A 25,708-nucleotide genomic window follows, 5' to 3' on the forward strand; every position below is an offset into this window, starting at 1 on the left:
GGCCTGCAGAGTCTTGGCCTGGAGCTTCAGCAGGTCGGCCGGGTTCTTCGCCAGCAGAAGGGCGGGCTCGTTTCCTGGGATTCGGCTAGCAAGGTCTTGATCGTCTGCTGGTTCAGCGCGGTCAGCTGCTCAGCGCTCTCGAAAGCTTGTGCGCTCAGGCGGAACAGCGTGTCGACAGAGGGCCTGGAGGCGGCGGCGAATTGGTCGAATTTCATCATGAGTGGTTTCCGGCTTGTGGAAGGGCTGGGTGTTTGCTGCACTGCAACATAGCTCAGTCTATTCCCGGTTTTTCACAATGCAAGCGATCATTGCTGCGCTGCAGCACATTAGAGGTGCACGATTAGAAGGCTTCAGGGCGGCGGACACATTGCTCGCCGAGGGGCTGCGGCCCACGCTAGAGCGCGTGCGCCAGAAGATGGGGCGAGGATCGCCCAATACCGTGAGCCCGATGCTGGAACGATGGGTTGCGCTGGGGGCCAGGCTGGCAGGCGGCGCGAACCCGTCGGCCAATCTCGCGGCGGGCAATGACGCGGACGGCGTGCCGGTGTCGGTTCGCAATAGGTCAGGCGCGCTATGGCGAAGCGAAGGCGCGTGCCCAAGGGCCATCCATCGCCGCGCGAGGCCGCCTTGACGGTTTTCACGGCCGACAACTGACCGGGGCGCGAAGGCCGAGCAACAGCGGAGAGCGGCATGCGGAGCGCGGCGGGCAGCGGATCCTCTGAGGCTCGTTACCGAGTTAACCGCTCACGCGGTGTCGCGCGGAGTCCAACACCGGCCCGCTGGGTGCGTTGTTGTTGAACCCAGCGCACGGCCATCTGCTCGGCCCATCGGAGGGCCGCCCATTCTGATCGGAACAGCTGAGAGGCCTGCTTGCCTACAAGCTCCGGTACCGGCCACGGCCGCTGCCTCTCCAGCTGCGCTCGAAATCGCCCCGGACGTTCCTCGACTGCGCCGCAAAATGAATTTCTCATCGCCGTAAGAAAATTCAAGTTTGGACATCACGCCTCCTTGGCGAATGAATAATGAGGCCTCGGGGCGGCGATCACTGGCCGGGCCAGCGGTAAGCTGCACCTCCTGCGAGGAATTCCTCTACGCTACTCTTGGCTTCGGTCATTCAGATCGACCAGAAACGGGTCAACTCGAACCTCCGCTCAAGATTTGATCTGCACGAGCAGGGACGAGGATTTTTTGTGAAACCAATTCGAGCAGTCCCTGCGGAAGCGCGAATCAAGGCGCATCATGGGCAGATGAATATCCAGCTCGGTTTTGAAATCGCCTACCAGTTTCCCCAGCCGACGCCGATGATCCTGACCCTCAGCATTCATTACTCGCGCGCCTCGGATCTCCTGCGCCCGGACCATTTGCTCACGAAGCCGGCCGTCCCCACCACCGCGTACCGCGATCTGTTTGGCAACTGGTGCACACGCCTGGTCGCACCCGCGGGCCGCTTTGTACTGAGTACGGATACCGTGATCCGCGACAGCGGCGCGCCGGACGTCGTCGTGCCCTCGGCGCCGCAGACGCCAGTGGAGTACCTGCCCGAGTCCACCTTGGTCTACCTACTGGGTAGCCGCTACTGCGAAACCGACCTGCTGTCCGATTTTGCTTGGCAGCGCTTTGGGGCCGGACCGACCGGCTGGGGCCGCGTGCAGGCCGTCTGCGATTTCGTGCACCAGCACATCGAGTTCGGCTACCAGCACGCCCGGCGCACCCGTTCGGCCCTTGAAGCCTTCAAGGAAGAGCAAGGCGTGTGCCGTGACTATGCGCACCTGGCGATCACCCTATGCCGCTGCCTGAACATTCCGGCCCGTTATTGCACCGGCTACCTCGGCGATGTTGGGACTCTGCCGCCGTACGGCACGATGGACTTTGCCGCTTGGTTCGAGGCTTTCCTGGGTGACCGCTGGTACACCTTCGATGCGCGCAACAACGTGCCCCGCATCGGCCGGGTGCTGATTGCGCAGGGGCGAGACGCCAGCGACGTGGCCTTGTCCAGCACCTTCGGCCCCAACGAGTTGGACGGATTCGAGGTCTGGTGCGACCAGGTTCAATGATTGAAAAAGAACGCAGCGACCTTCTGTGTCAGTCTGGTACCGCTGGCCGCCTGGCAGCCAGCGGTTGCAGTCCTTCTCTGCCCCTCGGCGAACTCACGCTGCGAGGCCGACTCAAGTCATCCTGATGCCAAGAAGATCTCAGCATCGACGAAAGGACTCGAAGGGAGCGGAAATCGTGCCGGAGATGGGGTTGTTGGGTTCCGCTCTTTGCCGCTGCCTCGCGCAGGCGGGTCTTTCCAGTTGAGGAGATGCAGCGCGATCCGTTCGCCTAGGATTTGCTCCACGCCGAGCCGGCGCGCTGGCGGCGACTTCGAGAGCGTCTGCCGCCCATACTGCTACCGGCCCTGCCGGTCCGCGTCCGCGGCGAGCGCCGCGCGAATCGCGGAGAAACAGCGCAACGCCCGCGCATCGGCAACGCCGTCGGCCTCGACCCAGGTGATGACGATCTCGTCACCGACGTACTGGTAGATTTCGCCGCGGCACAGCTCGATCGGTTCGGCGACTGCCGAAAACACCGCGGCGAGGAAGCGATGTGCCTCCAGCGCCCCGAGCCGCTCGGCGATCGCGGTCGAACCCACCACGTCGACGAAGTGGAAGAAGCGTCGCTCGGCGTAGGGCCGGCAATACTTCCCAAGCAGAAGAGCAACGAATGTGCGGTAGCCGACGAGGCCCGCGGCCTGGAACATCATCACCACAACGGCAACGGGCACGAGCGAGAGGCAAACCGCAATCAGCCAGGTCCGCGCGTCATAGACGGTGACAACGCCCAACAAGCGCTCTCCCGGCTGGCCGGCGAGGACCACCCCTGCGATCGCGCCGTAGACAAGCGTCTTCAGGATAAACACCGCAGCGAACGGCAGCGCGTCGAGCCATCGCATCGAAGCGCGAGTTAGCAGGAAGATCTCGATGCCGGCGATCCATGAAGCCGTGAGCAGGGCGTCGACGACACCAATCGGTATGGAGATCAGCAGGGAACCGAGCAGCGAGCGAGCGCCCCGGTCGGCAATCGCGCCGGCGTAGAGTGCACCGACGCCCGCAACGATGACCCCGGCCATGCGAATGATGCGCATGAAGCGCCGCAGTCGCTCGCGCGTGACGGCGGAAAGTGTCGGGATCATCTGCCCTTGAGTCTAAGAGCACCACGGCGGGCGCCTGCATTGGGCCGCGCAGGCTCGCTGCTCAGACCGGAGTTGCCTCCATGATCCAGTCGGTGATGCGGCTTGGATGGCGCGTTCAAGAACAAACACCGAGCTTCGTAGCCGTTCGCCGAAATCAGATTCGGTGCGTTCGCGCGCAGCACCGAACATGGCCATCATGTGAGTATCGACCCGATAACCCGATGGCCGTCCGAGCGCCGGGTCGGGCTCGAGGATCTGCTCCACGATCAGCAATCGCGCGCCGGGAGTCATTGCAGCACGGCAACTGCGCAGGATTCGAATGCAGTCATCGTCGGTCCAGTTGTGCGAGACGCGAATCACAAGGTAGATGTCCGCACCTTCAGGGGCGAGATCAAACAAACTGCCGCCTTGGACTTCGATCCTTCCGCCCAATCGTGCTTCCGGCGGTATGGCAGCTGCGATGTCGTCGCGATCGAAAACCACCCCGCGTGCTTTGCGCTTGACGCAGCGCCTCCGCATCGCCACCACCGATGTCGACGATCAGCTTCGCTCCGGAGAAGTCGTAGCTGACCGCACGCGTCCGATGCCGGCGGTCTGGAAAGTTCGCCATGAAGGCATCAAAGATTCGAGCCTCGGCGGGATGTTCGGGAAGATAGTGGAAGCGGTCCATGCCCCAGGCGTCTCGATCGCTGTCAGTTCCATCATTGGTCATGGCGATCCTGCGCAGTTGGTTACCCACTTTGCGCGAGTCGTCGTTGTGGACCACCACGCCGGGAGCCGGAGCACTGTCCTCGACTTCACGAGCGATGCGAGACACGTCAAACGGAGCGGCCCGACCCGCCGGCGATCCGCGGCCTGAAGGGAAGTCATTGGATGCTCCTTTTGGGGCACTTGCACGAGCCGGTGCCGCGGGCGGAACGGCGGCTCGCCGCAACCTGAGCACTGCGAATGCGATTGGGCTCCTTATCGGATGTTGGCGCAATCCTCGTGCCGCGCTTCTGTGGCCGCTCTGGCAATGTCGTCGCCGCGCGCCAGCGACGGGGTGGCCTATTCGACGCCCTTGCGCACCGCCTGGTGCAGGTCGTAGTCACGCAGCATCACGGGTTCGACGGACCCGCCCGCGACTCGCCTGCGCACGGCCTCATCGATCTCCTGAGCGTGAAGCTGGTAGGTGTCCAGCGGCTGGTCGTCGAGGGCAGTCGACCGATAGCAGTAGTGCAGCGTTTCCTTGCCGATGCTCGCTCCGACGAGCTGACCATCGATGGACACCCAGAAATGGACGGTGCCTGAGGCCTCATGAAAGAAGGGAGGGTTCGACATGGGAGGTCCTTGGATGGGTTTCGCGTTCATCGATCCAGAGCGATGCCTTGGTCTCAATGGCACGAATGGCATCGTCGCCTTTGGCGAATTGCTTGCACGAGATGATGTGGCAACGACAGGCTTCTTCGAAGTACAGCATCGCCCCCGCCGCCACGGTGCCGTCGAAGGAAACGCTGGTGAGGTGGCTTTGTATTTCGCAGCCGTGGTAGGAGATGCGCTTGGAGTCTCGGTCGTATTCCATGATGTCTTGCTCGAGAAGGGCGGAGCCCGATGTTTCACTTCTACACCGGGCACCCGCGGTTGTCGGTCCGGCAGCGCACAGACGCAAGGCATCGGCCGCAGGGTGCTGGCTTGGGGTCAAAGCAATCTCGCGTAGCTTTTCCTGTCCGCGGCATAGCAGCCGCAAGCTGTCGCCTCGAGTCCCGGACGATCGAGCACGCTGAGGGTGCCGCGGTGGTACTGGATCAACCCGCTGCGCTGCAGCGAACCGGCGGCCACGGTGATACCGACACGGCGCACGCCCAGCATGTAGGCGAGAAACTCGTGCGTGACGCTGAAGCTGTCGGCATGGGCGCGGTCCTGGCTCATCAGGAGCCAACGCGCGAGGCGCGGGCCGATCTGGTGAAAGCGCAGGCAGGCGGCCGACGCCGCCAGCTGCGACATCGAGACGTGGATGTAGCGGTCCAGCACTCGCTGCAGCGGCGCGTTGCGTGCCAGTTCGCGTCGGAAGTCGACCGCGGTGACGCGCCAAGCCGCGCCCGCGCCTTGCACCAGTGCGCGCAAGGGCGCGATCTCCACGCCGAGAACGAGGTTCGAGCCCAGCATCCCTTCGCGCCCCACCATGCCGACTTCGATTCCGGGATGCTCGTCGATCCGCGCCACCAATGAAATGAAGCCGTCGACAGGAAAGTAGACATGCCGGGTTGCTGCGCCAGGTTCGTGGATCACTTCGGCCAGGATCAGCTGGATCGGCTCGCAGACTTCCAGCAGGCGCCGGCGGTCGTTGCGGGGGAGCAGTTCGATGAGGTGGTTCTCGATCGCGGCCAAGGGTTGCTCCGTGTTTGTGGTGCGAGCCACTCTGCGCGCAATTGCCCGGTGCGACTGTCTGCCAGCGCACAGACTCGATGGCGACGGCGTCCTATAAGTGGTGACTGAACGGCACACTCACCGAGAAAGGCCACCATGCAAGATCTGACCCAACCCTTCGTCAAGCTTTCCACCGCGAATGCGGAACTCGTCACCCGCTTTGCGCAGTCGCAGGAAATGGTCGACCTGGTCCACACCAGTGCCCAGAAGTACCTCGAACTGGCGCAGAAGACCTTTGGAGGAGCGCCGGCATCCGAAGCCCAGGCCGACCTGATCCGCAGTCTCACCGACAACTATTCGACCTTTGCGCGAGAACATGCCGAGAGCCTCATGGGAATGGCTGCCGAAGCACAGACCCAGATGACTCGGCAGGTGGCGGAGGCCTCGAAGATGATGAAGCCCGGAGGTTCGAGCTGATGCTTGTCGCCCGTTGCGGCGCCGAGGTCTTCTTGCTCTTCTCGATCAGTCGAGTCGGGGCCCGAGACCTTACGCCGACTGGGACTTCCGCTGTCCATCCGGCGTGCATTTGGAAACTCGGTCATGCAATTGCGTCGCGAAGTTCTCGCACCAAGTCGCAGCGTGGCGCGATGAGGGCGTTCCCCGTGGCCGAACTGACATGAGGAAAAGCCGGTCGGAGGCGGCTGTCGTGGTCGGTAGGAGAGCCCGCGTCTCGATCAGAAGGCGGCGGTAATCATCCAAAGGACCGTGAGCACGGCCACGAAAAGCCCAACGAGCACGACCCATCCGAATGCCACGTCTCGCATGTCCACGGCGACCTGTTCTGGAGTAACGGTCGGGGTCACAGGGTCTGGTGGAGTGGGGGTCATCTCCGGACAGTACCACGAAGGGATGGGAAAGCCCCGTCGCGGTGAACGCTGCCGCGCGACCGGAGTCTTCGCGTTTCGGGAGTGGCCCCAATCAAGCCATGCTGACTAACGCGCCAGCGAGGAATGCCGACAAGGGGCCCGTCGCTCATGGCATTTCTCAAGTTCATTCGTTCCCTCGAAGAACTCATGAAGTGATGACGGGGCTCGTGTTCGATCCGCGAACGCTTTGGCATGCTCTGCGCCACCCGCTCCGGCTGGCCGTGCAGGCGCTCTTTCGTGCGCGTGCCCTTGACCTGAGATAGCGACACGTTGAGCAGGGCCGCCAACGAAGTCAGGCTCCTTTTCAACACAGCGCCGGTTGCGCCGCCGATTGGAACCCTTCCCGATTCCAGGGCCGTGAATGCAAGGGTTGCGGTGTGCAAATAGTTCCGTAGCTCGTGCACCAGCACACCCAGGCGCTCGTTCTCGTCGGCGGTCTGCTGAAGTGCGACGCTGGCGTCCCGCCAGATGCCGAACTCGGTGACTGCGTCGGCAATGGCATTGTCGAGGCAACGGTTCAGCGTGCGAAATTCATCGACGGAGAACGGGGCATCGAGTTCAACGGCGAGGTCTGTGATGGCCTGGCAGAGGTCGCCTTAGTCGTGCACCACCTGGTCGACGGAAAAGCCAAGCTCCAACAGCTCCTTGCCGTGCGCAGCGGCGCTCAGGCCCATTTCGGACAAGGCAGCTGCGTCACCGCCAGCGGCACCTGAGATCCTGAAGCTCTCGTCGAGCTCACCGTTCTCCTGCGCTTCCAGCGTTCTCATCAACTGGCCCAGAAAAATCGGAACGCCGTTGGCGAGCTGCGCAGCAGTAGCCGCTCGCCTGGGCCGCTGAGCAACTTTGGCTTTGCATCGTTCGATGAGCTCGTCGCGATGGCTATAGAGGATCGATACATAGGGTCCCCTCCATCAGCAGCCCGGGTTTCGACGAAGTCGAAACGCTCAGAAGTTCTGAGACCCCTGCGCGTTGGCGAGGTCCAAGTCCACATCTTGCGCTTTCTGTGAATTGTCCAACGTAGAGCGTCGAGGAGCCTGTCTGTCAGGGCGGAAATCGCCATTGTTCGAGAGTGATTTCTGCTTGCCCCTTCGGAACGGCGGGTCGAGCGCGTCGAATCATGCGCAAGGACTCAATTGGCAGTCAGTCACGCGCTGCGCGCAGGCGGGCAGAGAACGCGCGCAGCCTTGCGATGCCACTGGCTTCCGCTCGAACGCACCAGCCACGAAGATCAACGACGAGCTGTTCGCGCGAATTCGAGGTGTTGAGCCACAGTTCGCGCAATTCCTCGCGCATGGTCACCATCTTGTCGAGTATGGGATGCTCGGCGCGCGCTTGCATCAAACCCGAACGGGCGCCCGCAGGCACCTTGTCGTCATCGCGATGCAGCCACCGCTTCGCGGCGTTGAGCACCGACAGGTCGGCGCCCCTGGCTTTCAGTCGTGCTAGTTCGTCCTTCGTCGTGTGACGCATCTCGCGCGCGTAGGCGGCCATTACCTCATAGCGATTGGAAATCAAGGCCTGGAGCGTCTGTGCATCAGCCACAGGCTGCATGTCGCCGATCTGCAGCTTCGGCGGTACCTTCTTGACCTTGGCCCAGCCGATCTTCTGCATCATGCAGATGTAGATCCATCCGATGTCAAATTCGTACTTCTTGACAGAAAACTTCGCCGAAGTCGGATACGTGTGGTGGTTGTTGTGCAACTCTTCGCCACCGATGATGATGCCCCAGGGCGACACATTGCGGCTGGCGTCCGGCGCCTCGAAATTGCGGTAACCCCAGTAGTGACCAATGCCATTGACTATGCCAGCGGCCGTGATCGGGATCCAGAGCATCTGGACTGCCCACACAGCCATGCCGATGGCCCCGAAAAGCGCAAGGTTGATCACGAGCATCAAGCCGACGCCCTGCCAGGCATAGCGAGAGTAGAGATTGCGCTCAAGCCAGTCGTCCGGAGTGCCGTGACCAAAGCGCTCTAGCGTTTCCTTGTTCTTCGACTCGGCACGATACAGTTCGGCGCCACGCCACAGCACTTCGTCGATGCCCTTGATCTGAGGACTGTGTGGGTCTTCTTCTGTTTCGCACTTGGCGTGGTGCTTGCGGTGGATGGACACCCACTCCTTCGTCACCATGCCGGTGCCTAGCCACAGCCAGAACCGGAAGAGATGGGATGGGATCGGGCCAAGATCCATAGCCCGGTGCGTCTGCGTCCTGTGCAGGAAGATCGTGACGGCCGCAATGGTGATGTGCGTCGTGGCGAGCGTGTATAGCAAGATTTGCCACCACGCGAGATGCCATAGGCCGTGTCCGAGCCAATCGATGGCCGCGCCCAGCACGGTTGAATAGAGATCAAGCATGTGTCGGTAGTCCAGACATATAGAATTTGACGCGTCCCGAAAATCGGTCCGCTTCCTTCCGGGTTGGACTCGTTCGTCTCATGAAAGTCGGCACCATTCCGTTACACACCTATCGAAGAGGGTAATGTTCTCCGCGACTTCCGCTCGCAGCCATTGCCTGGCGCCTTGCTGCGCCTTGGCGTCGGCAGCAAACCATGCCTCCCGCGCGTCGTCGGGCAAAGGTGGCGCCGAGGCACCCCAGACCTGAGCGAAGATCGACAGGGTTTCGTCTGCAGGAAGATCGGCCCAGATGATTCCCAGGCTCGAGAGCGCGTCTCGACGCTCGCTCAGGTCGACGCTGCTGCGGAAGTGACCGGTGTCTTCCACGATATTGGCGCTCAGCCCGCCGGCCAGGAGGACATGCAGCAACTCGTGGGCATCAGCGTGGCGAATCCATTGCTCCGCTCGCCGAACCAGCTGTGCCGCAGCGTTGTCCCTGTTCGCATGGAGGCCTCGATCCGGCCCGACCTCGGGGTTGGCGTCGCCCGGACTCGGGAACGCCCTCGAATTCGCGGAGCATTCAGTCCATTGTGATGCCCGGATCGGTTGGTCATGCGTCGAATGCGAGGCGGCCGCATGGAACGCCGGGAGCTTGCCACCACAGCCAGCGCAGAACCTGGCCTCGTCACGATTGACGGTACGACAGAGTCTGCAAACCGCCACAGGCTGGTCGCTCTGGAACCACATCCTCAACATGCTGGCGAAACCCGCGAAGGCGTCGATGGATAGAGGGCTGCCCCACGCATGGAAGGGGGAGCTCACCAGGGTGAACGTCATGGCGAATCTCGTGCCGCGCTGTTCAGATCAGCCCAGCCGGGCTCGAGGCGGCAAGGGTTGAGGTTTGCATGAAATTCTCATACCCCTTTGTAAGGCGGACGCCGATGCGCCGTCTGTGCGGGAGCGCACACCGCGCCCGACGCGCCCGACCATGCCGTTCTGTCCTTCTAGATGGCGACCTTGTCCGGAAGGAGTCTGTCGTATTCCTTCTTGACCACCGCATAGCACTCGCAAGACCGCCGCTCCAGCCCTTGCCGGTCCAGCACCGAGATGTGACCGCGCGCATAACTGATGAGGCCGGCCCTTTGCAGCTTGAGCGCGCCTTCCGTGACGCCTTCGCGGCGCACACCGAGCATGTTGGCGATCAGTTCCTGCGTCATCACGAGTTCATTGCCCTGCAGCCGGTCCAAGCTCAGGAGGAGCCAGCGGCACAGTTGCTGATCCAGCGAGTGGTGCCTGTTGCAGGCCGCCGTTTGCGCCATCTGCGTGATCAGCGCCTGGGTGTAGCGCAGCAGGAGGTGAAGGACAGGGGCCCGGTTGAACTCGTCCTTGATTACCTGTGCTTTGAGCCTGAAGCCGTGGCCTGCGCTTTGCACCACGGCACGACTGGGCGTGGACTCACCCCCCATGAACAGCGAGATTCCCACGGTACCCTCGTTGCCCACCACGGCGATCTCCGCCGAGGCGCCGTTTTCCATGACGTACAACAATGAGACGATGGCGGTGGTGGGAAAGTAGACGTGGCTCAACGTGCTGCCCGACTCATACAGCACCTGGCCCAGCGGCATCTCGACCGCTTCGAGCTGAGGTAGCCAGCGCTGCCATTCGGCATCGGGCAACGCGGCGAGCAGGCGGTTCCTTCTGGGTTCGAGTTGAAGGGCCATTGCTTCCTCCGGATGCTGGTTTCGAGGATAACCAACATTGTCCGCTACCGCACAGGCAAGCCCGCAGGCTCTTGTAGGCGGGTAGCGGGCCTCTCAAATCGCACTTCGAAGGATGGCGCCGGCGGCGGCCGCACCTCGCGCAGGAAGTCGTTCAACACGGTCTTGCCGCCGCGATAGCCCATCTCCCGGATCTCGCGCAGCAGGCGCGAACCGGTGAGCGCTCAGGCCACGCGGCCAGCCGCTCACGCAGATAGCTCTCAAACGGCTGGACCCGCGTCTGCCTCGGCTCGCGCGGTTTGTACTTCGGCACGGTCAGCCCCTGGCGGATGTACTTGCGCACGGTCTTGCGGTCGTGGCCAGTGCGCTCGGAGATCGCCGAGACCGACAGGCCTTGCCTGTGCAATTCCGGAATCATCATCAGTTCCTTCAGATTGACCACCGGACCTCCCGACGCGTTGGAAGCGCCATGGTGGGGTCAGGTGCGCGAAGCGCTGTCGGGCCTCGGCCCGACAGCGCTTCAACGTCGATCGAACTCGGGAAATTTCAAAACGGCCAAGTGGGGAGTATTCAACCGGCGCGGACAAGGGCAACAACCCGCGCTTCGTGGTGACCGATCTGAAGGGCGATGCTGCACAGCTGTATGAGCGTCTTTACTGCGCCCGTGGCGAGGCGGAGAACCGCATTAAGGAGGCCCAGCTCGATCTGTTCGGCACCCGAGCGAGTTGCCACCGCTTCGCGGCCAACCAGCTTCGCTTGCTGCTGGCAGCGCTGGCCTACACGCTGATGCAGCGACTGCGGGAGATGGTGCTCAAGGGCAGCGAGCTCGAGAGCCCATCCAGTGCTGTCCCCGGCACGTTGACAAACAACGGGGGTTTGGGGGTCGTGTGTCCAAAAACAGCCACGACTCCATCCAGTACCTCACTTCGGCCCCGAGACCGCGCTCTACACAATTCTACACACGCGCGCAGACTCGCTCAGCGTCCTGTCTGACTACTGGTGAAATGTCCGGGCTAAGAGTGCCTCAGACCCGGCGCCAGGCTCTGCGCCGCTCAACAGCGTTCAAGAGGCAACCCGCCTCCTCGTCGACGCTTCCGCTTCGTGCAGGTACGTCGTGAAACCATCCTTGGCCGGCGTAACTGAATTGAGCAACATCACTGCGCTGATTTGTCCACCCTGCTCCATGCGTGACAACATGCATGAGCATCTCCTCGCGCGACATACGCCCCAATGCGCTGTCAGTGAACGCGAAATCCATACGAGGATTTCCCCAGCAAGGAGACACTCGTCGCCGCCGCGATCGAACGCCACCAGGACTCGCGTCCTCGCTGAACAGATTCCGCGCGTGGGCAAGCTCGAGAAGCTGGAAACTTTCAGTCGTGAGAATTTCAGTCTGTTCAGGACCTATCTTGAAGGAGTTCGGGACGAACTCGGTGTCAAGGACCTCGACCTCGATCTCACATCTTGCGCGCTTTGCCGCTCGATTCACATGGGAGTCTTCGCGGCACTGTTTGCAGTAGTGCCAAGCGCTCGGGATGGATTCAGAGGAGAACCGCCACCTCTCTGGAGGGGTGCACGCGGCATTCTCGCAGCCGGACTTGGCAAATGAGCCGTAAGCGATGGGCATTTCGGAGCTGTGTAGGCAAAGAGGGGGTGCTGTTGCAGTCCGAGTGTCTGAACCGTTCTGCGGCAAGGAGCGAAGGATCAGGGCCCCCCGCCTCGGTCAGAAGCCGGCGTCGATGATCCAAAGGACCGCGAGCACGGTCACGCAAAGTCCAACGAGCACGACCCACCCGAACATCACATCTCGCATTTCCACGACGACATCTTCCGAGGAGACGGGTGGGGAGGCAGGGTCTGGTGGATTGGGGGGCATTTCGCAGCGTATCACGAAGGGGCGGAAAGCGCCTGTGCTGGCAGAAAGCCTGCCAGGGGATGGTCCGCAGCCGAGGTAGCGGCGTGTCCAGCGGCGTGCGCTCGATGGGATCGGGCTCTAGTCAAGCGTCTTTCGCGGAAGCTTGATGGTGAAGACGCATCCCGTGCCGGGGAGGTCCCGAACGGTCAATACGCCTCCTTCGGTCTCCACGCTTCGTCGCGCGATGGAAAGGCCGAGTCCCAAGCCGCTCTTGTTCTCACCGACCTGGACAAAGGGCTGGAAGATTCGCGCCGTGGCTCCTGGAGGAAGTCCACCGCAGTGGTCCATGACGTCGATCAGGACATAGTCCCCTTCGGCATGGGCGCTCAGGGTGACTTCGGTATGGGCGTGAGTGAACTTGATGGCGTTCTGCAGCAAGTTCACCAGGGCCGCCAGGAGCCGCTCGCGGTTTCCCGAGATGCCGAGCGTGGCATCGACGTCTGGGACCAAGAGCGTGCAGTTCCTAGAGCTCGCGGCGAGCGAGGCGACATCTCTGGCCTCCGCGAGCAACGACGCTACCGAAAAGGGCGCCTCCTGGGGACCTTCGGCTGTGCCCCTGACCTGAGACAGTGACAGACTCAGCAGGGCCGCCAACGACGTCAGGCTCCTTTTCAGCACGGCGCCGGTGGCGCCCCCAAGTGGAACCCTTCCGGACTCCAGCGCGGTGAAAGCAAGCGTTGCGGTGTGCAGGTAGTTCCGAAGCTCATGCACCAGCACACCCAGACGCTCGTTCTCTTCGGCGGTCTGCTGAAGTGCGACGCTGGCGTCCCGCCAGACGCTGAATTCCGTGACCGCATCGGCAATGGCGTTGTCGAGGCAACGGTTCAAGGTGCGGAACTCATCGACGGAGAACGGGGCATCGAGTTCAACCGCGAGGTCTGTGATGGCCTGGCAAAGGTCGCCGTAGTCGTGCACGACCTGGTCGACGGAAAAGCCGAGCTCCATCAGCTGCTTGCCGTGCGCTGCTGCGCTCAGGCCCATTTCGGACAATGCGGCAACGTCACCGCCAGCGGCACCTGAAATCCTGAAGCTCTCGTCGACCTCGCCGTTCTCCTGCGCTTCCAGCGTTCTCATCAACTGGTCCAGGAAAATCGGAACGCCATTGGCCAGCTGCTCGGCCGTGGCCGCCCGCCGGGGCCGCCGAGCAACCTTGGCCTTGCACCGTTCGATGAGTTCGTCGCGATGGTTGGAGAGGAATCGATGCATAGGTCCTCCATAGCAGCGCCGGATTCGCGGAAGCGCTCCGTAGACAAGTGGCCCCCCGCGACTACGAGGTCCCAGCAATGAGTTCACATCATGCGCTTTCTGCGCGCTTTCCGTGAACTGTTGAACATACGGCCGTCGGGCAAGTCAGCTGCGCGCAGACGAGCAGAGAACTCGCGCAACGAACGCACCAGCCGCGAAGATCAACGAGGAGTTGTTCGCGCGAATGAGAGGTGTTGAGCCACAGCTCACGCAAATCCTCGAGCATGGGCACCATCTTGTCGCGCCCGGTGCGTGTGCGTCCTGCGCAGGTAGATCGCGACGTCTGCGTGATGCGTGTTGAAGAGCGTATATAGCAGGACTTGCCACCATGCGAGCGCCATATGCCGTGTCTGTAGGGTAGCGTCCGGTCACAATGAACCAGACCGGACACGCGGTCTTGCTGTCGGAGGGGGTATCGATCTGCGAGCCGTGGCCTACAGCATGAAGTCGCCTCGTGAGACAAGGCGCTTCGGTCAAGGCGGGAAGAATGATAGCAAGAGTGCCATACGCCGCGCGCAGGGTCCTCCCAACAACTCGCACCACTTCGATCATGTCCCACCTCGAGATTCTCGAACCCGAAGAGGCTAGTGAGGAAGTTTGCGCGCTCTACATGGACTTCCAACGTCGCATGGGTTTTCCGTCCGCGCCGAACTTCATCATGGTCCAGGGCCACTCTCTGGCCGCTGCGAGCGGAACCTGGGGGCTCGTTCAGAACACGCTTGTAGGCGGGTCGCTTCCACGTACGCTGAAGGAGATGGTCTTCGCTGCCATCTCCGCGGATCGCAGGTGCCAATACTGCGAAGCCGCCCATCTTGCGTGCTGCCGGATGCTCGGAGTCGACGATGAGACGCTCGAGAAGCTATCAACCAACGTCGAGGACGTCGATCCTGTCAAAGCACGTGACATCATCAAGTTTGGCATCAAGTGCGCGCGCGACCCGCAGGCCCTGACCAAGCTTGACTTTGATCATCTTCGCTCCCACGACTTGCGGGAGTCGGAGATCATGGAACTCATCTCCATGTCGGCCCTGGCCGTCTACGCGAATATCGTCGCCGACGCTACCGCGGTGCCGCCTGACGAGATGTTTGGCCGGCTGTAGGCCCGTGGACAAGCTGCGCGAGATTACCCGGCTGAATCTTGCGCTCGAGGTGGTCTCCGAATGCGCGGGGTTCGTCGACGCCGACGCTGTTGCACGCGTCGTGGGCGAGCGAATGCGTTGGCTGTTCGACTTCGACGTCTGCCTGCTCGCCCTCCGGGTTGGCGGCGCGGTTCGGTGGCTTTCCATGCGTTCCGGCGACGAGGCACTGGCTGTCACGCCGGATGGTCACGCCGCATCACTGCGGCCCCTCGCTGAAAGGGTCATGGCGTTGGGTTCCCCTGCCGCATCCGGCCAGCCCATGTTTGCGCTTGCCTATCCCCTGGGGAATGTGGCGCAACCACTGGGCGCACTGTGCATCGAAGGTTCGAGCGCCTATTCCAATCGCGATCTGCGCTTCCTGCATCACGTGTGCTCGGGCCTGGGAGCGGCCCTCGTGCGCATCGAGCAGTCCGATCGTTTGGCTTCGGTCCGCGCGCTCGCTGCCGACCGGGATCGGGCGGCGTTCGATGAGGCGCGGGCTGCCAATGACGCGAAGGACACCTTCCTGGCCATGCTGGGGCACGAGCTGCGCAACCCTTTGGCGCCGATCCTTGCTGCCGTCGAACTGGTGCGTCGCGATCCGTTGGGCCCGACGCTCGCGCGCGTCGAGATCGTCGAGCGGCAAGCGCGCCATCTTGACCGACTCGTCAGCGACTTGCTCGATGTGTCTCGCGTTACCTCCGGCAAGATCAACTTGCGCCGTTCGGCGGTTGACCTGCGCGACGTGGCTGCGAAGGCAGCGGAGATGGCTCGGCCTCGGATGTCGGGCAAGGGCCAGGATTTGACGATGGAGATGCCAGAGCTCGCTGTGATGGTCGATGGCGACGAGGCGCGCTTGACCCAGGTTGCCTGCAACCTCCTCAACAACGCATCGGCCTACAGCCCCAAGGGTGCACACGTCGACCTCCTGCTTCGCAGCGACGTCGACCACGCCCTTATCGAAGTGCGGGATGAGGGCATCGGCATCGCCCCCGAACTTCTTGGCCGCATCTTCGAGCTGTTTGTACAGGGTGGTCGTAGCAAAGAAGCGGCGCCCGGCGGTCTGGGCTTGGGACTGGGAGTTTCTCGTGCGCTCGTCAAGCTGCACAGCGGCACTATTTCGGCGTCGAGCGGCGGCGAAGGCCTCGGCAGCGTGTTTCGGGTCACGTTGCCGCTTTTGCCCGCCGGCGCGCCGGAGATTGCGCCGGCAGCTTCGGAGACGCACGAGCCGGCGCAGGCGGGCGCGCGGCGCATCCGGCGCCGAATCCTGCTGGTCGATGACAACAGGGACGCCGCGGACTCGACCGGCGAGTTGCTAAGGGGCGTCGGTCACGAAGTGCTGGTTGCCTACGGGCCGGTCGAGGCGCTCGTCTCGGCAATAGACTTCGCGCCGGAGGTCGCAGTGCTGGACATCGGCTTGCCGGTCATGGATGGCTACGAACTCGCTGACGAGTTGCGCAAGCGACTAGGGTCAGGCGCCCCGGTCATGCTCGCGCTCTCGGGCTACGGCCAGGAGCGCGATCGCAAACGTTCCGCCGCGAGCGGCTTCGCGGCCCACATGGTGAAGCCCGTGAGCCTTTCCGAGTTGCTCGCCAACATTCAGGACGCGCGCGCGGTCTGACGCAACTCGGCCGCTGCAACACTGATGCTGTCCTTGTGGACATCCAGGCCCACGTGAAACTTGGTACGCTCTTCCATGGTCGGTCTTATATGGATGCCTCCCGGATAGCAAGAAGAATTCGTGGCGTGCTGCGAAGAAGTCGGCTGCGTCCTTATATCCGGCCTTGATTGCGTGGCCTGCCCGGTTACCCTGGCCCGCCCGCTGGCCCCCATGCATATCCGCTGACAAGCGCCTCATCTCCTGTTGCGGACTTTTAATGTCCGACCGACCATGCAGGTTTAGCTCGTCCCGGTCTGACCTGTTTCACATCACTTCACTCGTTGCTGCCTTACTGCCCTTGCGAAGACTGATCCATATCCTTTCTAGCGTTGGTTGATCATTTGGCTGTCTTGACCTCAGGCTGCTTGCGGCCTGAGGCTTTGAAAGCCCCGTTGGTAATCCTGCTGTTTGGCCGTCACGGCCCATATCGTTCGGGCCATCTTGGCCGCCTGCGCCACGATCACCACGTGGCCGGCGGCTCTTGAGCCCTTTGAGCCACGTCCCAGGCTCCTTGGCGTGCGACAGCACGCTTCTGGCCCCGTGAATGAGCAAGGTGCGCATGTACGTGTCACCTCGTTTGGAGATGCCGCCGAGGCGCGCACCTTGCCGCCCGTTCCGGTTTGCGAAGGCACCAAGCCCAGCCAGGCGCAGAACTCTCGTCCCGACTTGAAGGCGCTGGCATCACCCATGATCGCAATCGCCGCCGTCGCCGTGAGCAAGCCCACGCCCGGAATTTGCGCAATACGCCGCATTTGCGGATCGGCCTTGAGTTGCAAGCCGAGGCGCTTTTCTATCGTCTGGATGTCTTGGATCGCCGCCTTGATGCGTGCGACTTGCTCGTGCAGGCTGTCCCTGACCATCTGGGGCAACTGTGGCGAGAGTTCTTCCAGAGCCTGCTCGACTTCCTCAAACAGGGCATTGCGGCCCCTGGCGAAGGTGGCGCCGAATTCATACAGCAGCCCACGCAAGGCGTTGGTTTGCATGGTGCGCATCTTCATCAGGAGCTCGCGCTGGCGATGCAGCGTGAGCGTGGCTTGCTGGGCCGCTGTCTTGATGCCCACGAACTTCACGCCAGGCTGTTGCACGGCCAGCCAGATCGCACGCGCATCGGTGGCATCGGTCTTGTTGCCCGATACGAAGGGACGAACGATCTTGGCGTGCAGCAAACGCACGCTGTGGCCCAGAGCCGTCAATTCGCGCGCCCAGTGGTGCGCACCGCCACAGGCTTCCATGGCGATCAGGCAGGGTTGGCGACGGGCAAAGTGCTCCATGACCTTGGCGCGCTTGAGCTGCACGTTGATGACCTCGCCCGTGCCCATGTCCACCGTGTGCAGCTGAAAGACGTGCTTGGCAATGTCCAGCCCGACGACCTGCCGACCATTCATGGTGCCGATGATTTGTCCTGCATTCATGCCTGCACTACGATTCATGACTGGACCCTCTGCGGTGTTTGTGAAGACCTTGGTCTATCACGCCTTGGGCACTCTGATGCCGTATCCAGCAGAGGGTCCACCCCGCTTGCGCCGGGCTTGACCTCTGCGACCAACGACCCTCCTTGCCGCCTTCGGCGTCATCTCCGCTCCAGTTCTTCGGTTCCCCTTCGGGAGGGAGGCATCCATAGCATCTCCTTGTTGCTGACGACGCAAGTCACAGCATGTAGCTCTGCACGCCTCGGCGTGCAACCTACGATGTCGGAGACCGGCCGTCTATCCGGGGACGGCGACCATGATGTCTAGTCCAACGAGCTGTTCCGGTACTCACCCAAGGCCGTACGGCGGAACTTACCCAGCGGGATGAGCTTGTCAGCCAATTTCGGAAATTGGGTGTGGATGTTCGGCCCTTCCCGAACCCAACACCCATTGGAAGCTGCGCCATCGAGCGAAGTGAGGTAGGAAACACGATACGGTGCGACGCATACGCCTTGGGTATCGGTCAACTGCAGAGAGTGAAACGGATTTCCATCCGTCACGAATAGGACTTCCGGCTCCATGTAGCAGCTCAAGACCAGTGTGCAACCCGCGGCAACTGCCGCGACCGAGGATGTCTTCATGTCGCCCCCAAGTCCGGCAAAGATTGATTGGGCGCTTTCGTATGACAGTGGTCAACCCTAAAGCTGATGGGACCACGTTGCCGCCGGTAGGCGGGGGCTTTCGGTCAAGCCCGGCTGCGCGGTACTCACCAGGCCGGTGCGCCCGGCTGCATGCGGCAAGATCGCGCAAGATGCTTAGATCTTGCCACGGTCGGGGAGAAGCTAGGCGCCGGCAGCGCGGTGTTCAGACGCGTCCCGCCCGAGCAAAGAGCCGGCTCTGGTCGTTTGAACACGCATCGGCCTGAGATAAGGTTGAGGGAGTCGGTCTGCAGGGCATCGATGGTGTCGTAGATCTTCTTGCGGAACACGATGCGATAGAACTCGTTGAGCATGGTCTTGTGCAAGCGCTCGACGATACCGTTGGTCTGAGGCGATTTCGCTCGCGTGCGGGTGTGGTCGATGTCCTCCAGCGCGAGGTACAGCTCGTACTCGTGGTGCTGCGGGTTGCCGCAGTACTCGGTGCCGCGGTCGGTGAGCACGCGCAGCAGCCGGATGCCATGCTGGTCGAAGAACGGCACGACCCGATCGTTGAGCAGGTCTGCTGCGGGCAGCGGTGTCTTGCAATGGGATGGACGCCCCCACCCGTACCGGCATCAACGTGTGCCAAAGTGGAAGTGTCATCAACCACTTGAACCGAGAGATGCTATGTGGGACTACCCGAGCGAGGCCCGTCTAGCTACTTTGCGGCGCAAAAATCCGACCGCCTTTGACGGCGAGGAGAGGGCGCTGCGGCTGCGAATTCTGCATGGGTGAACAACTCGCTGGGAATTTCGGCTGATGGCTATCTCGAGGGTGAAGCGCCGGGTGCCGGCTTGGCACTTGTATGCCGCGAACACGGCGCGCTTCTCGGGCTTTTCCCAACACTGGAGCCCAGGCTACCCAGAATCGGCCAGACCTGCGTCTGGCTAAAGCGCACGCCGTGCATGCTTTCGGATGACAGCGCCCACCCGCTTGAGCGTCCACAGCTCTGTAGCCTTCAAAAGCGGGGCAGCGCCGATACGCGCGTCTCGTTCTCGATTCACGTGGCTTTCAGGTGCGACACACCGAGTTCCAGGCCCTGATCGAAGGCGTCCTGCAAGCTATGCGCCCGATGACTTGTTGGGCGGTCCGTCAAGCGATCGGCGCGTCCCTGGTTATCATGAAGGTACACATGAAAAAGCCACTCGTCGGAATCGATGCTGTAGCCGGCGATGACTTCGATGCGGACGCCTTGATAGGTGCCCTGAATGACATGGCGTGGTCCGGTTTCCACCTGAACAAGATTCTCGATCTGTTCCATTGTTGGCTCCGTTCTCTGAAATTCAACTACGCGCGAGCTTGCGTCTCAGCGATCTGGCGCATCGGCCATCCGGGCACGAGTGCTATTGAACCCGATTGTCATTGAGTAAGGGGGACAAATGTGAGTTGCTCGCGATCCAGATGCGCACGGCGTCCCATCCCACAACATCACGGGTCAATCCCTCCGGCTCTTGTCGGGGTAGGCCACTCAGGATGGCGCGCTGTAAACATCGGAGATCGACATGTCCACCCCCTGGTTGAAGAAGAACCTCTTCATGAGCATGTGGCTCAGTGCGGCCAACTCCGCCGCCGGCTCTGCGCGGGGCCGAATGACCGCGCAAGCAAGACGCGCGGCCAGCTCGGCGGCCTCCTCGGCAAGCTCGGAATGGATCAAGCTGTGGACCACACCGCCCAAGCCGACCCGCACCACGCGCGCCAGGAAGCGTCGTTGAAGCGCGTCCGGCGTATCAAGACTGAAGGGTCGCCATGAAGCAGATGACCTGCTCGAAGTGCGGCAATCGCGTCTTCTTCGAGAACCTGCGCTGCGAAGTCTGCGGTTCGACCCTCGGCTACGCGCCGGATGAGCAGCGCATGCTGGCCTTCGAAGAATCGGGCGACGATTCATGGCGCCGCATGGGCCCGGAAGGCCCCGCATACAGGCCGTGCGCCAATCGCAAGGCGGATGTGTGCAACTGGATGGTGCCTTCGTCGATCTACCGCCACCTTTGCCTGTCGTGCCGGACAACCCACACGATCCCCGAGCTGGCCAAACCTGAGAACCACGGCTATTGGGCGGCGCTCGAACAGGCCAAGCGCCGTCTTTTCTACACGCTCATCGAACTCGTGCTGCCGACGCCGAACAAGCTCGAGGACCCCGTCAACGGCCTGTCGTTCGAGTTTCTCGAGCAGGTGAGCCCGCAGGAGCATGTGCTCACCGGGCACGACGAAGGCGTCATCACGCTCAACATCGCCGAGGCGGACGATGCGCGCCGCGAGTACATCCGGCTGTCGATGCACGAGCCCAGCCGCACGCTGCTGGGGCACTTCCGCCACGAGATCGGCCACTACTACTGGGACCGGCTGGTGCGCGGCACGCCATGGATCGAAGAGTTCCGGTCGCTCTTCGGCGACGAGCGCGCGGACTACGACTCGGCCTTGAAGACGCACTATGCGTGGCCGATCTCGGATTGGCCCCAGCGCTTCATCAGCGCGTACGCGAGCTCGCATCCGTGGGAGGACTGGGCCGAGACCTGGGCGCACTACCTGCACATGGTGGACGGTCTGGAAACCGCCGCCTCCTGGGGCACGCACCTGGAGCTGGCGTCGCCGTCCGGTCCCGCCCTGAAGGTGCGCCCGCTCGACCTGAACGCCGAATCCATCCGCGAGCCCATCGTCGTGCAATGGCTGCCGGTCTCGCAGTTCATCAACGCGATGGACCGCAGTCTCGGCGCGCATGACAGCTATCCGTTCATCGTGGTCCCGCCGGTGATCGAGAAGCTCGACTTCATCCACCGCGTGGTGCAGGCCGGAAGCGCCGGCCGCGTGCCCATGAACTTCCTGCCGCGCTCCTGATTCCGTCATGGACGGGCTGCCGGAGCGGCGGTTCGCCGAGTCCGATTTCCCAAATCCTCCCCACTGGAGGACAATGCTCAGGCGTTCCTGGCCGTTCCACTGTCAGGTTCGTGATCCGGTGATCGTCTTCGCGCCACAGCGCTTTGCTGTTGTGACTCTTAACTCCACCGCTTCATGTTCGGTGGTTTGAATTTGGAGTCCCCAATGGGCAAGAAACTTTATGTGGGCAACCTCGCCTACTCTGTGCGCGACAACGACCTTGAACAGGCTTTCGGCCAGTACGGGGCGGTAGCCAGTGCCAAGGTCATGATCGAGCGTGATACGGACCGCTCCAAAGGCTTCGGCTTTGTCGAAATGGGCACCGACGCGGAAGCGTTGGCGGCCATCGAAGGTCTGAATGGCCGTTCGTTGGGGGGGCGCAGCCTGACCGTCAATGAGGCTCGCCCGATGGAGCCGCGTTCCGGAGGCGGCGGCTATGGCGGTGGCGGTGGTCGCAGCGGTGGGTATGGTGGCGGCGGTCGCGGATATGGCGGCGGTGACCGCAATGGCGGGGGCCGCGGCGGATACTGAGCGCCTTGCAGCGTCATCAAAGAAGCTCCTTCGGGAGCTTCGGTACAGCCGGGCGCACATCAAGAGCATGCAGCGCCATCACGTGCGAGGGCTGCTCGCCAGCCGCAAGGCGATCCTGAAGAAGTGCGTCGATTTGGAGAACGAGCTGCGGGAGCCAGCGGCGCTTGGACATCGTAGCCACGAGGCACTCCTGCTTCGTCAAACGCTGCACTACCTTCTCCGAGATGCTGACGCTTTGGTTGGCCAGCGATGCCTGAATCCTGCGGTTGGGCTTCAGACTCTCATGGAAATCACGGCGGAGATCAACTCAGGCGCACCACCGTAAGGCGTGCCAAATAGTCCATTGCGAGCTTGAGAATCCGGGCGCCGGCCAACACTCTTTCTAGCGCACTCGTTCATCCGCCGACCTTGCCGGCCATCTTGCCACATCGACGGAATCCAAATAGCGACGAAGTGCCTGGTGGGCGGCTGCTCCCAAAGCTTTGACCTCCGCATAGTCTTCTGCGGATGGCCAGGCGGTCGATCCATTGAATGCAGCTTCGAGCTTCCCTAGGAGGATGACTTGCGCGCGAACATACTCGCTGCTGGCGAAGTCGGACTTACGTCGAAGATCGTCAGGCAGCATGGCGCGCTCCCGCGGCATGTTCAGCGCCACCAAGGCACCGCCCCCACGCGCGCTGCAAGGTGGCACGTCCTTCGGACGTGATGGCGGTCACCTGCGCACTTTCAATCTTGCGCTCGCCGCTCCGGCATATGGGCATCGAGGTTTCCGCCTCGATCAACCCGGCGCTGCGTAGGGCGAGGACCTTGTGGATGTCTTCGGCAGCGGAAATGACAGCCGGAAAAGGAAGGCGCGAGAGAGCTTCAAGCAGCTTGTAGCACGCGCTAGCCTGAGACATCCGTGTATGAGATTTCTTCACCGATAGAGCCTTCAGGTCACCCTCCAATGCATCTTTCCGGCCTGGGGAGGGATTGGCTCTCGGGCGCGGAAGCATGAAGTCGCGCCGTATCAGGATCAAATCAACAGTACCTCGGCAGTCTGCTGCAGCAGGTAGGACTCAGCGCCGCTCGTCGGCAAGATGGTTTCCTTCCCAGGACTTCTGCGGCTTCCTTGGAGACGACCACGGCCGCAAGCCCTGCAGCGCAGCATCGAATTGACGCAGCAACCGGCGCTCTGCCTGAAAGTAGCCGACGCAGGCTTGCTCGAATTCGCACTTCAGCAATGCCAACCTCTCGGACCCCATTCGAGCAACTTACTGTTGCGCCCTGGGTAGGACGACGACGCGACCAATCCTGCACTCGCTTCTGGGGGCGGGGCAGAAGGTGGCGAACTCGCCAATAAAGTGAATGGTTGGAGGGTTCCTGTCGCAGTCCAGACGGGCAAGGCGCCAGGAATCCGGGGAGGGGCTAACGTTCGCCCTCAAGTTGCGTGGCCTCCTGTATCAGACGTCGAACGCGCGATCCGCAGTTCGCCTGAAGCACCAGGAAGGTTGAGAGGAGTTGTCGAGCGTCCGCTCGCCGCTGGACCACCTCCTTGACCAACTCGGAGGACGGCCGGACATCCGATTTCGCGGCTGCACCGAACTCCTTCTCAACCGTTTTGAGCAACATCTCCGCGCGGGCCCATTTCAGGTAGGCGTCCTTCAATTCGTCATGAGCTTCCCTGGCTTCCCGAGCCAGAAGGAATTGGCTGTAAGAGGGTGCCATCGCGCATCTCCCGAAAAGGCATCACTAAACTCTACGCTCATTGTTCCCCTCCTTGATTCGAAGCCTAGGTCAACCGCGCGGCCGGGTTCTCGAGCTAGGCCACATACTGTGACGCCTTTAGGCCGCTTGCGCCACGCGTTCGCGACGCATCCTCTGCAGGCCGGATACGACATCCGCGCGGTGCAAGATCTGCTGGGCCACGCCAACGTCCCCACCACGATGATCTACACGCGTGGTTTGAAGGTCGACGGAGGTGGCCGGCGCGCAGCCCTCTGGATTTGATGACCCCCTCTAAGCAGGGTGCGACAGGTCAACGGGGGGGGCCACAAAGCCGCCTTTCGAGAATGCCCGGAACTGGCCGAACTTTGCCACACGACCCCTGCTGAGCAATTCGCTCTTGGGGGGCCTTGCCCTTACCGAATGACCTTATCAGCGCGCCGCAACAATGTCGGCGGGATTGCAATCCCGCGCGATTTGGCGGCCTCCAGGTTCAAGACGAGCTCAAACTTGGTTGGCTGCTCGACCGGAAGGTCGTCGGGCCGCGCGCCGCGCAAGATCTTGCCCACGTACGTCGCGGCGCCGCGATAGAGCTCGTCCACGTCCGGGCCATAGGATACGAGCCCACCCGCTTCTACCATCAGCCGTGTCTCATACATGTCGGGCAGATGCATGCGCCTCGCGGCATCGACGATTGCTCCGCGATGCTCGTAGGTCAGCGAACTCACCTGCACGATCAGTGCCTGCGGACGGGTGCGCGCCATTGCTTCAAGGGCGATCGAAACGTCAGCCGAATCTCCGATGCTCACGTGGGATATTTCGAAGCCCAGTTGCTGACCGGCTGCCACTGTTTGAGCGACAAGTTGCTCGCTGGGTGAGCCTGAACCCTGCACAGCGCCCCATGTGAGCACTGCCACCCTTGCGGCGCCAGGCACGATTTCGCGCAGGAGTTGAAGGCGTTTTGCTGCCAGGTCGTTGGTCAGGAAGGAAAAGCCGGTGAGGTTGCCGCCCGGATGGGCAAGGCTCGTGATCAGACCCGCGCTCACTGGATCGGCGGCTGCAGCCATGACGATTGGGATCGTCGAGGTGGCCTTCTTCGCCGCTTGTACAGCGGGCGTCACGGCCGTCACGATCACATCGACGTTGAGGCGAACGAGTTCATCGGCCTGTTGCTCCAGGCGAGCCAGGTCGTTATCCGCCCAGCGGTATTCCATGATGATGTTGCGGTCGACCTCGTAGCCCAGTTCGCGCAATCGCTGGATAAAGGCTTCGTCGGAGGAGTTCGGGCCAGAACGCAGGTTAAGGTAGCCGATCCTGAAGACCTTCTTCGGCAGCTGCGCAAGGCCCAGCGCTGGTGCGACGACCGCAGCAGCCGCCGCCGCGCAAATGAACCTCCTGCGACTGCAGGCGACAACGCTATCGTGAATTCGTTCGCGGGCCATCGGTTGCTGACACACAGCCGCCATTATCAAGGCGAGCCACGCGACCAAACCGCGGAGCGGGTGATATTCGCTGCCGCGACCAACCCATCAGTGCTCGCTGCACTCCCGAATCAAATCGTCGTACGCGCCGCGTGCATCCGCTATTCCGAGATTCTGTGGCGCAGCCCTCTCCACCTGAATATCCGCTGCGCAGCGTGAAGCGCCCTTCAGGATGGAAGGGCGGAACTACGGGTCAGTGCCCCGTTGCAGACATCTGCCTGCGCTTGTTGAACTGGAGCAACCGGGCCAGAAGCGGTACTTCCGACCTCAGGCGCGTTGGTCGGATGAAGGGTCCTGAGCAGCCATTCGGACGGAGGACCGTGGATTCTCTCTGCGGAACACATCGGCGCTCTATCGGCCGAATAAAAGATTAGTCCAGTTGCACACCGATGGCTTTCACAAGGTCGCGATTCAAGACGGCGTCGCGAGCTAGTGCCGTCTTGAATTCAACACGCCCTTTGGGCGCTTGAACGTAAGCGGCTGCCGATCCCACCCTGTTATCAGAGCAACGATCGATCGATGATGTCCAGCTAACGGTAGCTGGACATCTATGGATCGCAATACGAAGCAAAGGCGGCGGC

Annotated in this window: 24 protein-coding genes and 8 pseudogenes; 11 read left to right on the forward strand and 21 right to left on the reverse strand. The window is 62.2% G+C overall.

Going from position 1 to position 25,708, the window contains the following annotated elements; translation table 11 throughout:
• Nucleotides 1-26: 26 nt before the first annotated feature.
• A complete protein-coding gene (locus WKW77_RS33760; RefSeq protein WP_340361259.1) occupies nucleotides 27-218 on the reverse strand; it encodes a phasin family protein in 192 nt (63 codons plus the stop codon).
• Between the two features lie 77 nt (nucleotides 219-295).
• On the opposite strand from WKW77_RS33760, the pseudogene WKW77_RS33765 reads away from it, so the two are divergent.
• Nucleotides 296-583, forward strand: a pseudogene (locus WKW77_RS33765) (DNA-binding protein); the annotation flags it as partial.
• Nucleotides 584-1,247: 664 nt separating this feature from the next.
• Nucleotides 1,248-2,054, forward strand: coding sequence for a transglutaminase-like domain-containing protein (locus WKW77_RS33770; protein ID WP_340361261.1), 807 nt, complete (start codon nucleotides 1,248-1,250; stop codon nucleotides 2,052-2,054).
• Nucleotides 2,055-2,389: 335 nt separating this feature from the next.
• Here WKW77_RS33770 and WKW77_RS33775 read toward each other — a convergent pair whose 3' ends face one another.
• From WKW77_RS33775 to WKW77_RS33795, 6 genes are all read right to left on the reverse strand, one after another.
• Nucleotides 2,390-3,172, reverse strand: a complete 783-nt coding sequence (locus tag WKW77_RS33775; protein WP_340361262.1) for a hypothetical protein — start codon at nucleotides 3,170-3,172, stop codon at nucleotides 2,390-2,392.
• Between the two features lie 12 nt (nucleotides 3,173-3,184).
• Nucleotides 3,185-3,655, reverse strand: coding sequence for a methyltransferase (locus tag WKW77_RS35120; RefSeq protein WP_422823319.1), 471 nt, complete (start codon nucleotides 3,653-3,655; stop codon nucleotides 3,185-3,187).
• Nucleotides 3,564-3,989: a hypothetical protein gene (locus WKW77_RS33780; protein ID WP_340361263.1), complete on the reverse strand. Its 426-nt coding sequence runs from the start codon at nucleotides 3,987-3,989 to the stop codon at nucleotides 3,564-3,566. The genes WKW77_RS35120 and WKW77_RS33780 overlap by 92 nt, the downstream gene beginning before the upstream one ends.
• Nucleotides 3,990-4,219: 230 nt before the next feature.
• A complete protein-coding gene (locus WKW77_RS33785) occupies nucleotides 4,220-4,492 on the reverse strand; it encodes a DUF1488 family protein (RefSeq protein WP_340361264.1) in 273 nt (90 codons plus the stop codon).
• Nucleotides 4,467-4,733: a hypothetical protein gene (locus WKW77_RS33790; RefSeq protein WP_340361265.1), complete on the reverse strand. Its 267-nt coding sequence runs from the start codon at nucleotides 4,731-4,733 to the stop codon at nucleotides 4,467-4,469. The genes WKW77_RS33785 and WKW77_RS33790 overlap by 26 nt, the downstream gene beginning before the upstream one ends.
• Nucleotides 4,734-4,849: 116 nt before the next feature.
• Complete coding sequence (locus WKW77_RS33795; protein WP_340361266.1) at nucleotides 4,850-5,539, reverse strand: Crp/Fnr family transcriptional regulator; 690 nt, start codon at nucleotides 5,537-5,539, stop codon at nucleotides 4,850-4,852.
• A 135-nt stretch (nucleotides 5,540-5,674) separates the two neighbouring features.
• Between WKW77_RS33795 and WKW77_RS33800 the strand changes: the two genes are divergently transcribed.
• Nucleotides 5,675-5,995, forward strand: coding sequence for a hypothetical protein (locus tag WKW77_RS33800; RefSeq protein ID WP_340361267.1), 321 nt, complete (start codon nucleotides 5,675-5,677; stop codon nucleotides 5,993-5,995).
• An 847-nt stretch (nucleotides 5,996-6,842) separates the two neighbouring features.
• A complete protein-coding gene (locus WKW77_RS33805) occupies nucleotides 6,843-7,157 on the forward strand; it encodes a hypothetical protein (protein WP_340361268.1) in 315 nt (104 codons plus the stop codon).
• Nucleotides 7,158-7,584: 427 nt separating this feature from the next.
• On the opposite strand, the gene WKW77_RS33810 is transcribed toward WKW77_RS33805, so the two are convergent.
• The 4 genes and pseudogenes from WKW77_RS33810 to WKW77_RS33825 form a co-directional block, all read right to left on the reverse strand.
• Nucleotides 7,585-8,799, reverse strand: coding sequence for a DesA family fatty acid desaturase (locus WKW77_RS33810; protein WP_340361269.1), 1,215 nt, complete (start codon nucleotides 8,797-8,799; stop codon nucleotides 7,585-7,587).
• A gap of 78 nt (nucleotides 8,800-8,877) precedes the next feature.
• A complete protein-coding gene (locus WKW77_RS33815; protein WP_340361270.1) occupies nucleotides 8,878-9,615 on the reverse strand; it encodes a hypothetical protein in 738 nt (245 codons plus the stop codon).
• 167 nt (nucleotides 9,616-9,782) lie between these two features.
• Nucleotides 9,783-10,499, reverse strand: coding sequence for a Crp/Fnr family transcriptional regulator (locus tag WKW77_RS33820; protein WP_340361271.1), 717 nt, complete (start codon nucleotides 10,497-10,499; stop codon nucleotides 9,783-9,785).
• An 83-nt stretch (nucleotides 10,500-10,582) separates the two neighbouring features.
• Nucleotides 10,583-10,938: pseudogene (locus WKW77_RS33825) on the reverse strand (IS21 family transposase); the annotation flags it as partial.
• Between the two features lie 107 nt (nucleotides 10,939-11,045).
• On the opposite strand from WKW77_RS33825, the pseudogene WKW77_RS33830 reads away from it, so the two are divergent.
• Nucleotides 11,046-11,342, forward strand: a pseudogene (locus WKW77_RS33830) (transposase); the annotation flags it as partial.
• Between the two features lie 1,147 nt (nucleotides 11,343-12,489).
• On the opposite strand, the gene WKW77_RS33835 reads toward WKW77_RS33830, so the two are convergent.
• Nucleotides 12,490-13,617 (reverse strand): sensor histidine kinase, encoded by a 1,128-nt coding sequence (locus WKW77_RS33835; protein ID WP_340361272.1) that lies wholly within the window; start codon nucleotides 13,615-13,617, stop codon nucleotides 12,490-12,492.
• Nucleotides 13,618-14,206: 589 nt separating this feature from the next.
• On the opposite strand from WKW77_RS33835, the gene WKW77_RS33840 reads away from it, so the two are divergent.
• Together WKW77_RS33840 and WKW77_RS33845 are read left to right on the forward strand one after the other, a co-directional pair.
• The gene (locus WKW77_RS33840) at nucleotides 14,207-14,755 is read left to right on the forward strand and encodes a carboxymuconolactone decarboxylase family protein (RefSeq protein WP_340361273.1); all 549 of its coding nucleotides are present in this window, start codon (nucleotides 14,207-14,209) and stop codon (nucleotides 14,753-14,755) included.
• A 4-nt stretch (nucleotides 14,756-14,759) separates the two neighbouring features.
• Nucleotides 14,760-16,394, forward strand: coding sequence for a hybrid sensor histidine kinase/response regulator (locus tag WKW77_RS33845; RefSeq protein WP_340361274.1), 1,635 nt, complete (start codon nucleotides 14,760-14,762; stop codon nucleotides 16,392-16,394).
• Nucleotides 16,395-16,789: 395 nt separating this feature from the next.
• Here WKW77_RS33845 and WKW77_RS33850 read toward each other — a convergent pair.
• The 4 genes and pseudogenes from WKW77_RS33850 to WKW77_RS33865 all read right to left on the reverse strand — a co-directional run bounded on the left by WKW77_RS33850 (nucleotide 16,790) and on the right by WKW77_RS33865 (nucleotide 19,801).
• Nucleotides 16,790-17,818 (reverse strand): annotated as a pseudogene (locus WKW77_RS33850) (IS110 family RNA-guided transposase).
• A gap of 963 nt (nucleotides 17,819-18,781) precedes the next feature.
• Nucleotides 18,782-19,085, reverse strand: a pseudogene (locus tag WKW77_RS33855) (IS481 family transposase); the annotation flags it as partial.
• A gap of 270 nt (nucleotides 19,086-19,355) precedes the next feature.
• Nucleotides 19,356-19,493 (reverse strand): annotated as a pseudogene (locus tag WKW77_RS33860) (winged helix-turn-helix domain-containing protein); the annotation flags it as partial.
• A gap of 47 nt (nucleotides 19,494-19,540) precedes the next feature.
• Nucleotides 19,541-19,801: a hypothetical protein gene (locus WKW77_RS33865; RefSeq protein WP_340361276.1), complete on the reverse strand. Its 261-nt coding sequence runs from the start codon at nucleotides 19,799-19,801 to the stop codon at nucleotides 19,541-19,543.
• A 241-nt stretch (nucleotides 19,802-20,042) separates the two neighbouring features.
• On the opposite strand from WKW77_RS33865, the gene WKW77_RS33870 reads away from it, so the two are divergent.
• The 3 genes from WKW77_RS33870 to WKW77_RS33880 all read left to right on the forward strand — a co-directional run bounded on the left by WKW77_RS33870 (nucleotide 20,043) and on the right by WKW77_RS33880 (nucleotide 21,942).
• Nucleotides 20,043-20,252, forward strand: coding sequence for a hypothetical protein (locus WKW77_RS33870; protein WP_340361277.1), 210 nt, complete (start codon nucleotides 20,043-20,045; stop codon nucleotides 20,250-20,252).
• A 34-nt stretch (nucleotides 20,253-20,286) separates the two neighbouring features.
• Nucleotides 20,287-21,372, forward strand: a complete 1,086-nt coding sequence (locus WKW77_RS33875) for a zinc-binding metallopeptidase family protein (protein WP_340361278.1) — start codon at nucleotides 20,287-20,289, stop codon at nucleotides 21,370-21,372.
• 204 nt (nucleotides 21,373-21,576) lie between these two features.
• A complete protein-coding gene (locus tag WKW77_RS33880) occupies nucleotides 21,577-21,942 on the forward strand; it encodes an RNA recognition motif domain-containing protein (RefSeq protein WP_340361279.1) in 366 nt (121 codons plus the stop codon).
• 16 nt (nucleotides 21,943-21,958) lie between these two features.
• Here the strand turns inward: WKW77_RS33880 and WKW77_RS33885 are convergent, their stop codons facing one another.
• The 4 genes and pseudogenes from WKW77_RS33885 to WKW77_RS33895 all read right to left on the reverse strand — a co-directional run bounded on the left by WKW77_RS33885 (nucleotide 21,959) and on the right by WKW77_RS33895 (nucleotide 23,649).
• Entirely contained in the window at nucleotides 21,959-22,114 is a 156-nt protein-coding gene (locus WKW77_RS33885) for a hypothetical protein (protein ID WP_340361280.1), read from the reverse strand.
• Nucleotides 22,100-22,207, reverse strand: a pseudogene (locus WKW77_RS35125) (IS3 family transposase); the annotation flags it as partial. The gene WKW77_RS33885 and the pseudogene WKW77_RS35125, both read right to left, overlap by 15 nt.
• 349 nt (nucleotides 22,208-22,556) lie before the next feature.
• Nucleotides 22,557-22,889: a hypothetical protein gene (locus WKW77_RS33890; protein ID WP_340361281.1), complete on the reverse strand. Its 333-nt coding sequence runs from the start codon at nucleotides 22,887-22,889 to the stop codon at nucleotides 22,557-22,559.
• Nucleotides 22,890-23,349: 460 nt separating this feature from the next.
• Nucleotides 23,350-23,649 carry a hypothetical protein gene (locus WKW77_RS33895; RefSeq protein ID WP_340361282.1) on the reverse strand — a complete coding sequence of 100 codons (300 nt, stop codon included), beginning with the start codon at nucleotides 23,647-23,649 and terminating at the stop codon, nucleotides 23,350-23,352.
• Between the two features lie 126 nt (nucleotides 23,650-23,775).
• Here WKW77_RS33895 and WKW77_RS33900 point away from each other — a divergent pair.
• Nucleotides 23,776-23,907: pseudogene (locus WKW77_RS33900) on the forward strand (tyrosine-type recombinase/integrase); the annotation flags it as partial.
• Nucleotides 23,908-24,062: 155 nt separating this feature from the next.
• On the opposite strand, the gene WKW77_RS33905 reads toward WKW77_RS33900, so the two are convergent.
• Complete coding sequence (locus WKW77_RS33905; RefSeq protein ID WP_340361283.1) at nucleotides 24,063-25,088, reverse strand: ABC transporter substrate-binding protein; 1,026 nt, start codon at nucleotides 25,086-25,088, stop codon at nucleotides 24,063-24,065.
• Nucleotides 25,089-25,708 lie beyond the last annotated feature (620 nt).

The sequence above is a fragment of the Variovorax ureilyticus genome, assembly GCF_037889935.1.
GTDB classification, from domain to species: domain Bacteria; phylum Pseudomonadota; class Gammaproteobacteria; order Burkholderiales; family Burkholderiaceae_C; genus Variovorax; species Variovorax ureilyticus.

Bases quoted from the DNA above. Each gene is read 5' to 3' on its own strand.
- WKW77_RS33810 (WP_340361269.1), bottom strand. From the start codon at position 8,799: ATGCTTGATCTCTATTCAACCGTGCTGGGCGCGGCCATCGATTGGCTC.
- WKW77_RS33880 (WP_340361279.1), top strand. From the start codon at position 21,577: ATGGGCAAGAAACTTTATGTGGGCAACCTCGCCTACTCTGTGCGCGAC.
- WKW77_RS33790 (WP_340361265.1), bottom strand. From the start codon at position 4,733: ATGGAATACGACCGAGACTCCAAGCGCATCTCCTACCACGGCTGCGAA.
- WKW77_RS33785 (WP_340361264.1), bottom strand. From the start codon at position 4,492: ATGTCGAACCCTCCCTTCTTTCATGAGGCCTCAGGCACCGTCCATTTC.
- WKW77_RS33870 (WP_340361277.1), top strand. From the start codon at position 20,043: ATGTCCACCCCCTGGTTGAAGAAGAACCTCTTCATGAGCATGTGGCTC.
- WKW77_RS33840 (WP_340361273.1), top strand. From the start codon at position 14,207: ATGTCCCACCTCGAGATTCTCGAACCCGAAGAGGCTAGTGAGGAAGTT.
- WKW77_RS33800 (WP_340361267.1), top strand. From the start codon at position 5,675: ATGCAAGATCTGACCCAACCCTTCGTCAAGCTTTCCACCGCGAATGCG.
- WKW77_RS33905 (WP_340361283.1), bottom strand. From the start codon at position 25,088: ATGGCCCGCGAACGAATTCACGATAGCGTTGTCGCCTGCAGTCGCAGG.
- WKW77_RS33875 (WP_340361278.1), top strand. From the start codon at position 20,287: ATGAAGCAGATGACCTGCTCGAAGTGCGGCAATCGCGTCTTCTTCGAG.
- WKW77_RS33865 (WP_340361276.1), bottom strand. From the start codon at position 19,801: ATGGAACAGATCGAGAATCTTGTTCAGGTGGAAACCGGACCACGCCAT.
- WKW77_RS33820 (WP_340361271.1), bottom strand. From the start codon at position 10,499: ATGGCCCTTCAACTCGAACCCAGAAGGAACCGCCTGCTCGCCGCGTTG.
- WKW77_RS33770 (WP_340361261.1), top strand. From the start codon at position 1,248: ATGAATATCCAGCTCGGTTTTGAAATCGCCTACCAGTTTCCCCAGCCG.
- WKW77_RS33760 (WP_340361259.1), bottom strand. From the start codon at position 218: ATGATGAAATTCGACCAATTCGCCGCCGCCTCCAGGCCCTCTGTCGAC.
- WKW77_RS33895 (WP_340361282.1), bottom strand. From the start codon at position 23,649: ATGGCACCCTCTTACAGCCAATTCCTTCTGGCTCGGGAAGCCAGGGAA.
- WKW77_RS33885 (WP_340361280.1), bottom strand. From the start codon at position 22,114: ATGTCCAAGCGCCGCTGGCTCCCGCAGCTCGTTCTCCAAATCGACGCA.
- WKW77_RS33835 (WP_340361272.1), bottom strand. From the start codon at position 13,617: ATGCATCGATTCCTCTCCAACCATCGCGACGAACTCATCGAACGGTGC.
- WKW77_RS33775 (WP_340361262.1), bottom strand. From the start codon at position 3,172: ATGATCCCGACACTTTCCGCCGTCACGCGCGAGCGACTGCGGCGCTTC.
- WKW77_RS33815 (WP_340361270.1), bottom strand. From the start codon at position 9,615: ATGACGTTCACCCTGGTGAGCTCCCCCTTCCATGCGTGGGGCAGCCCT.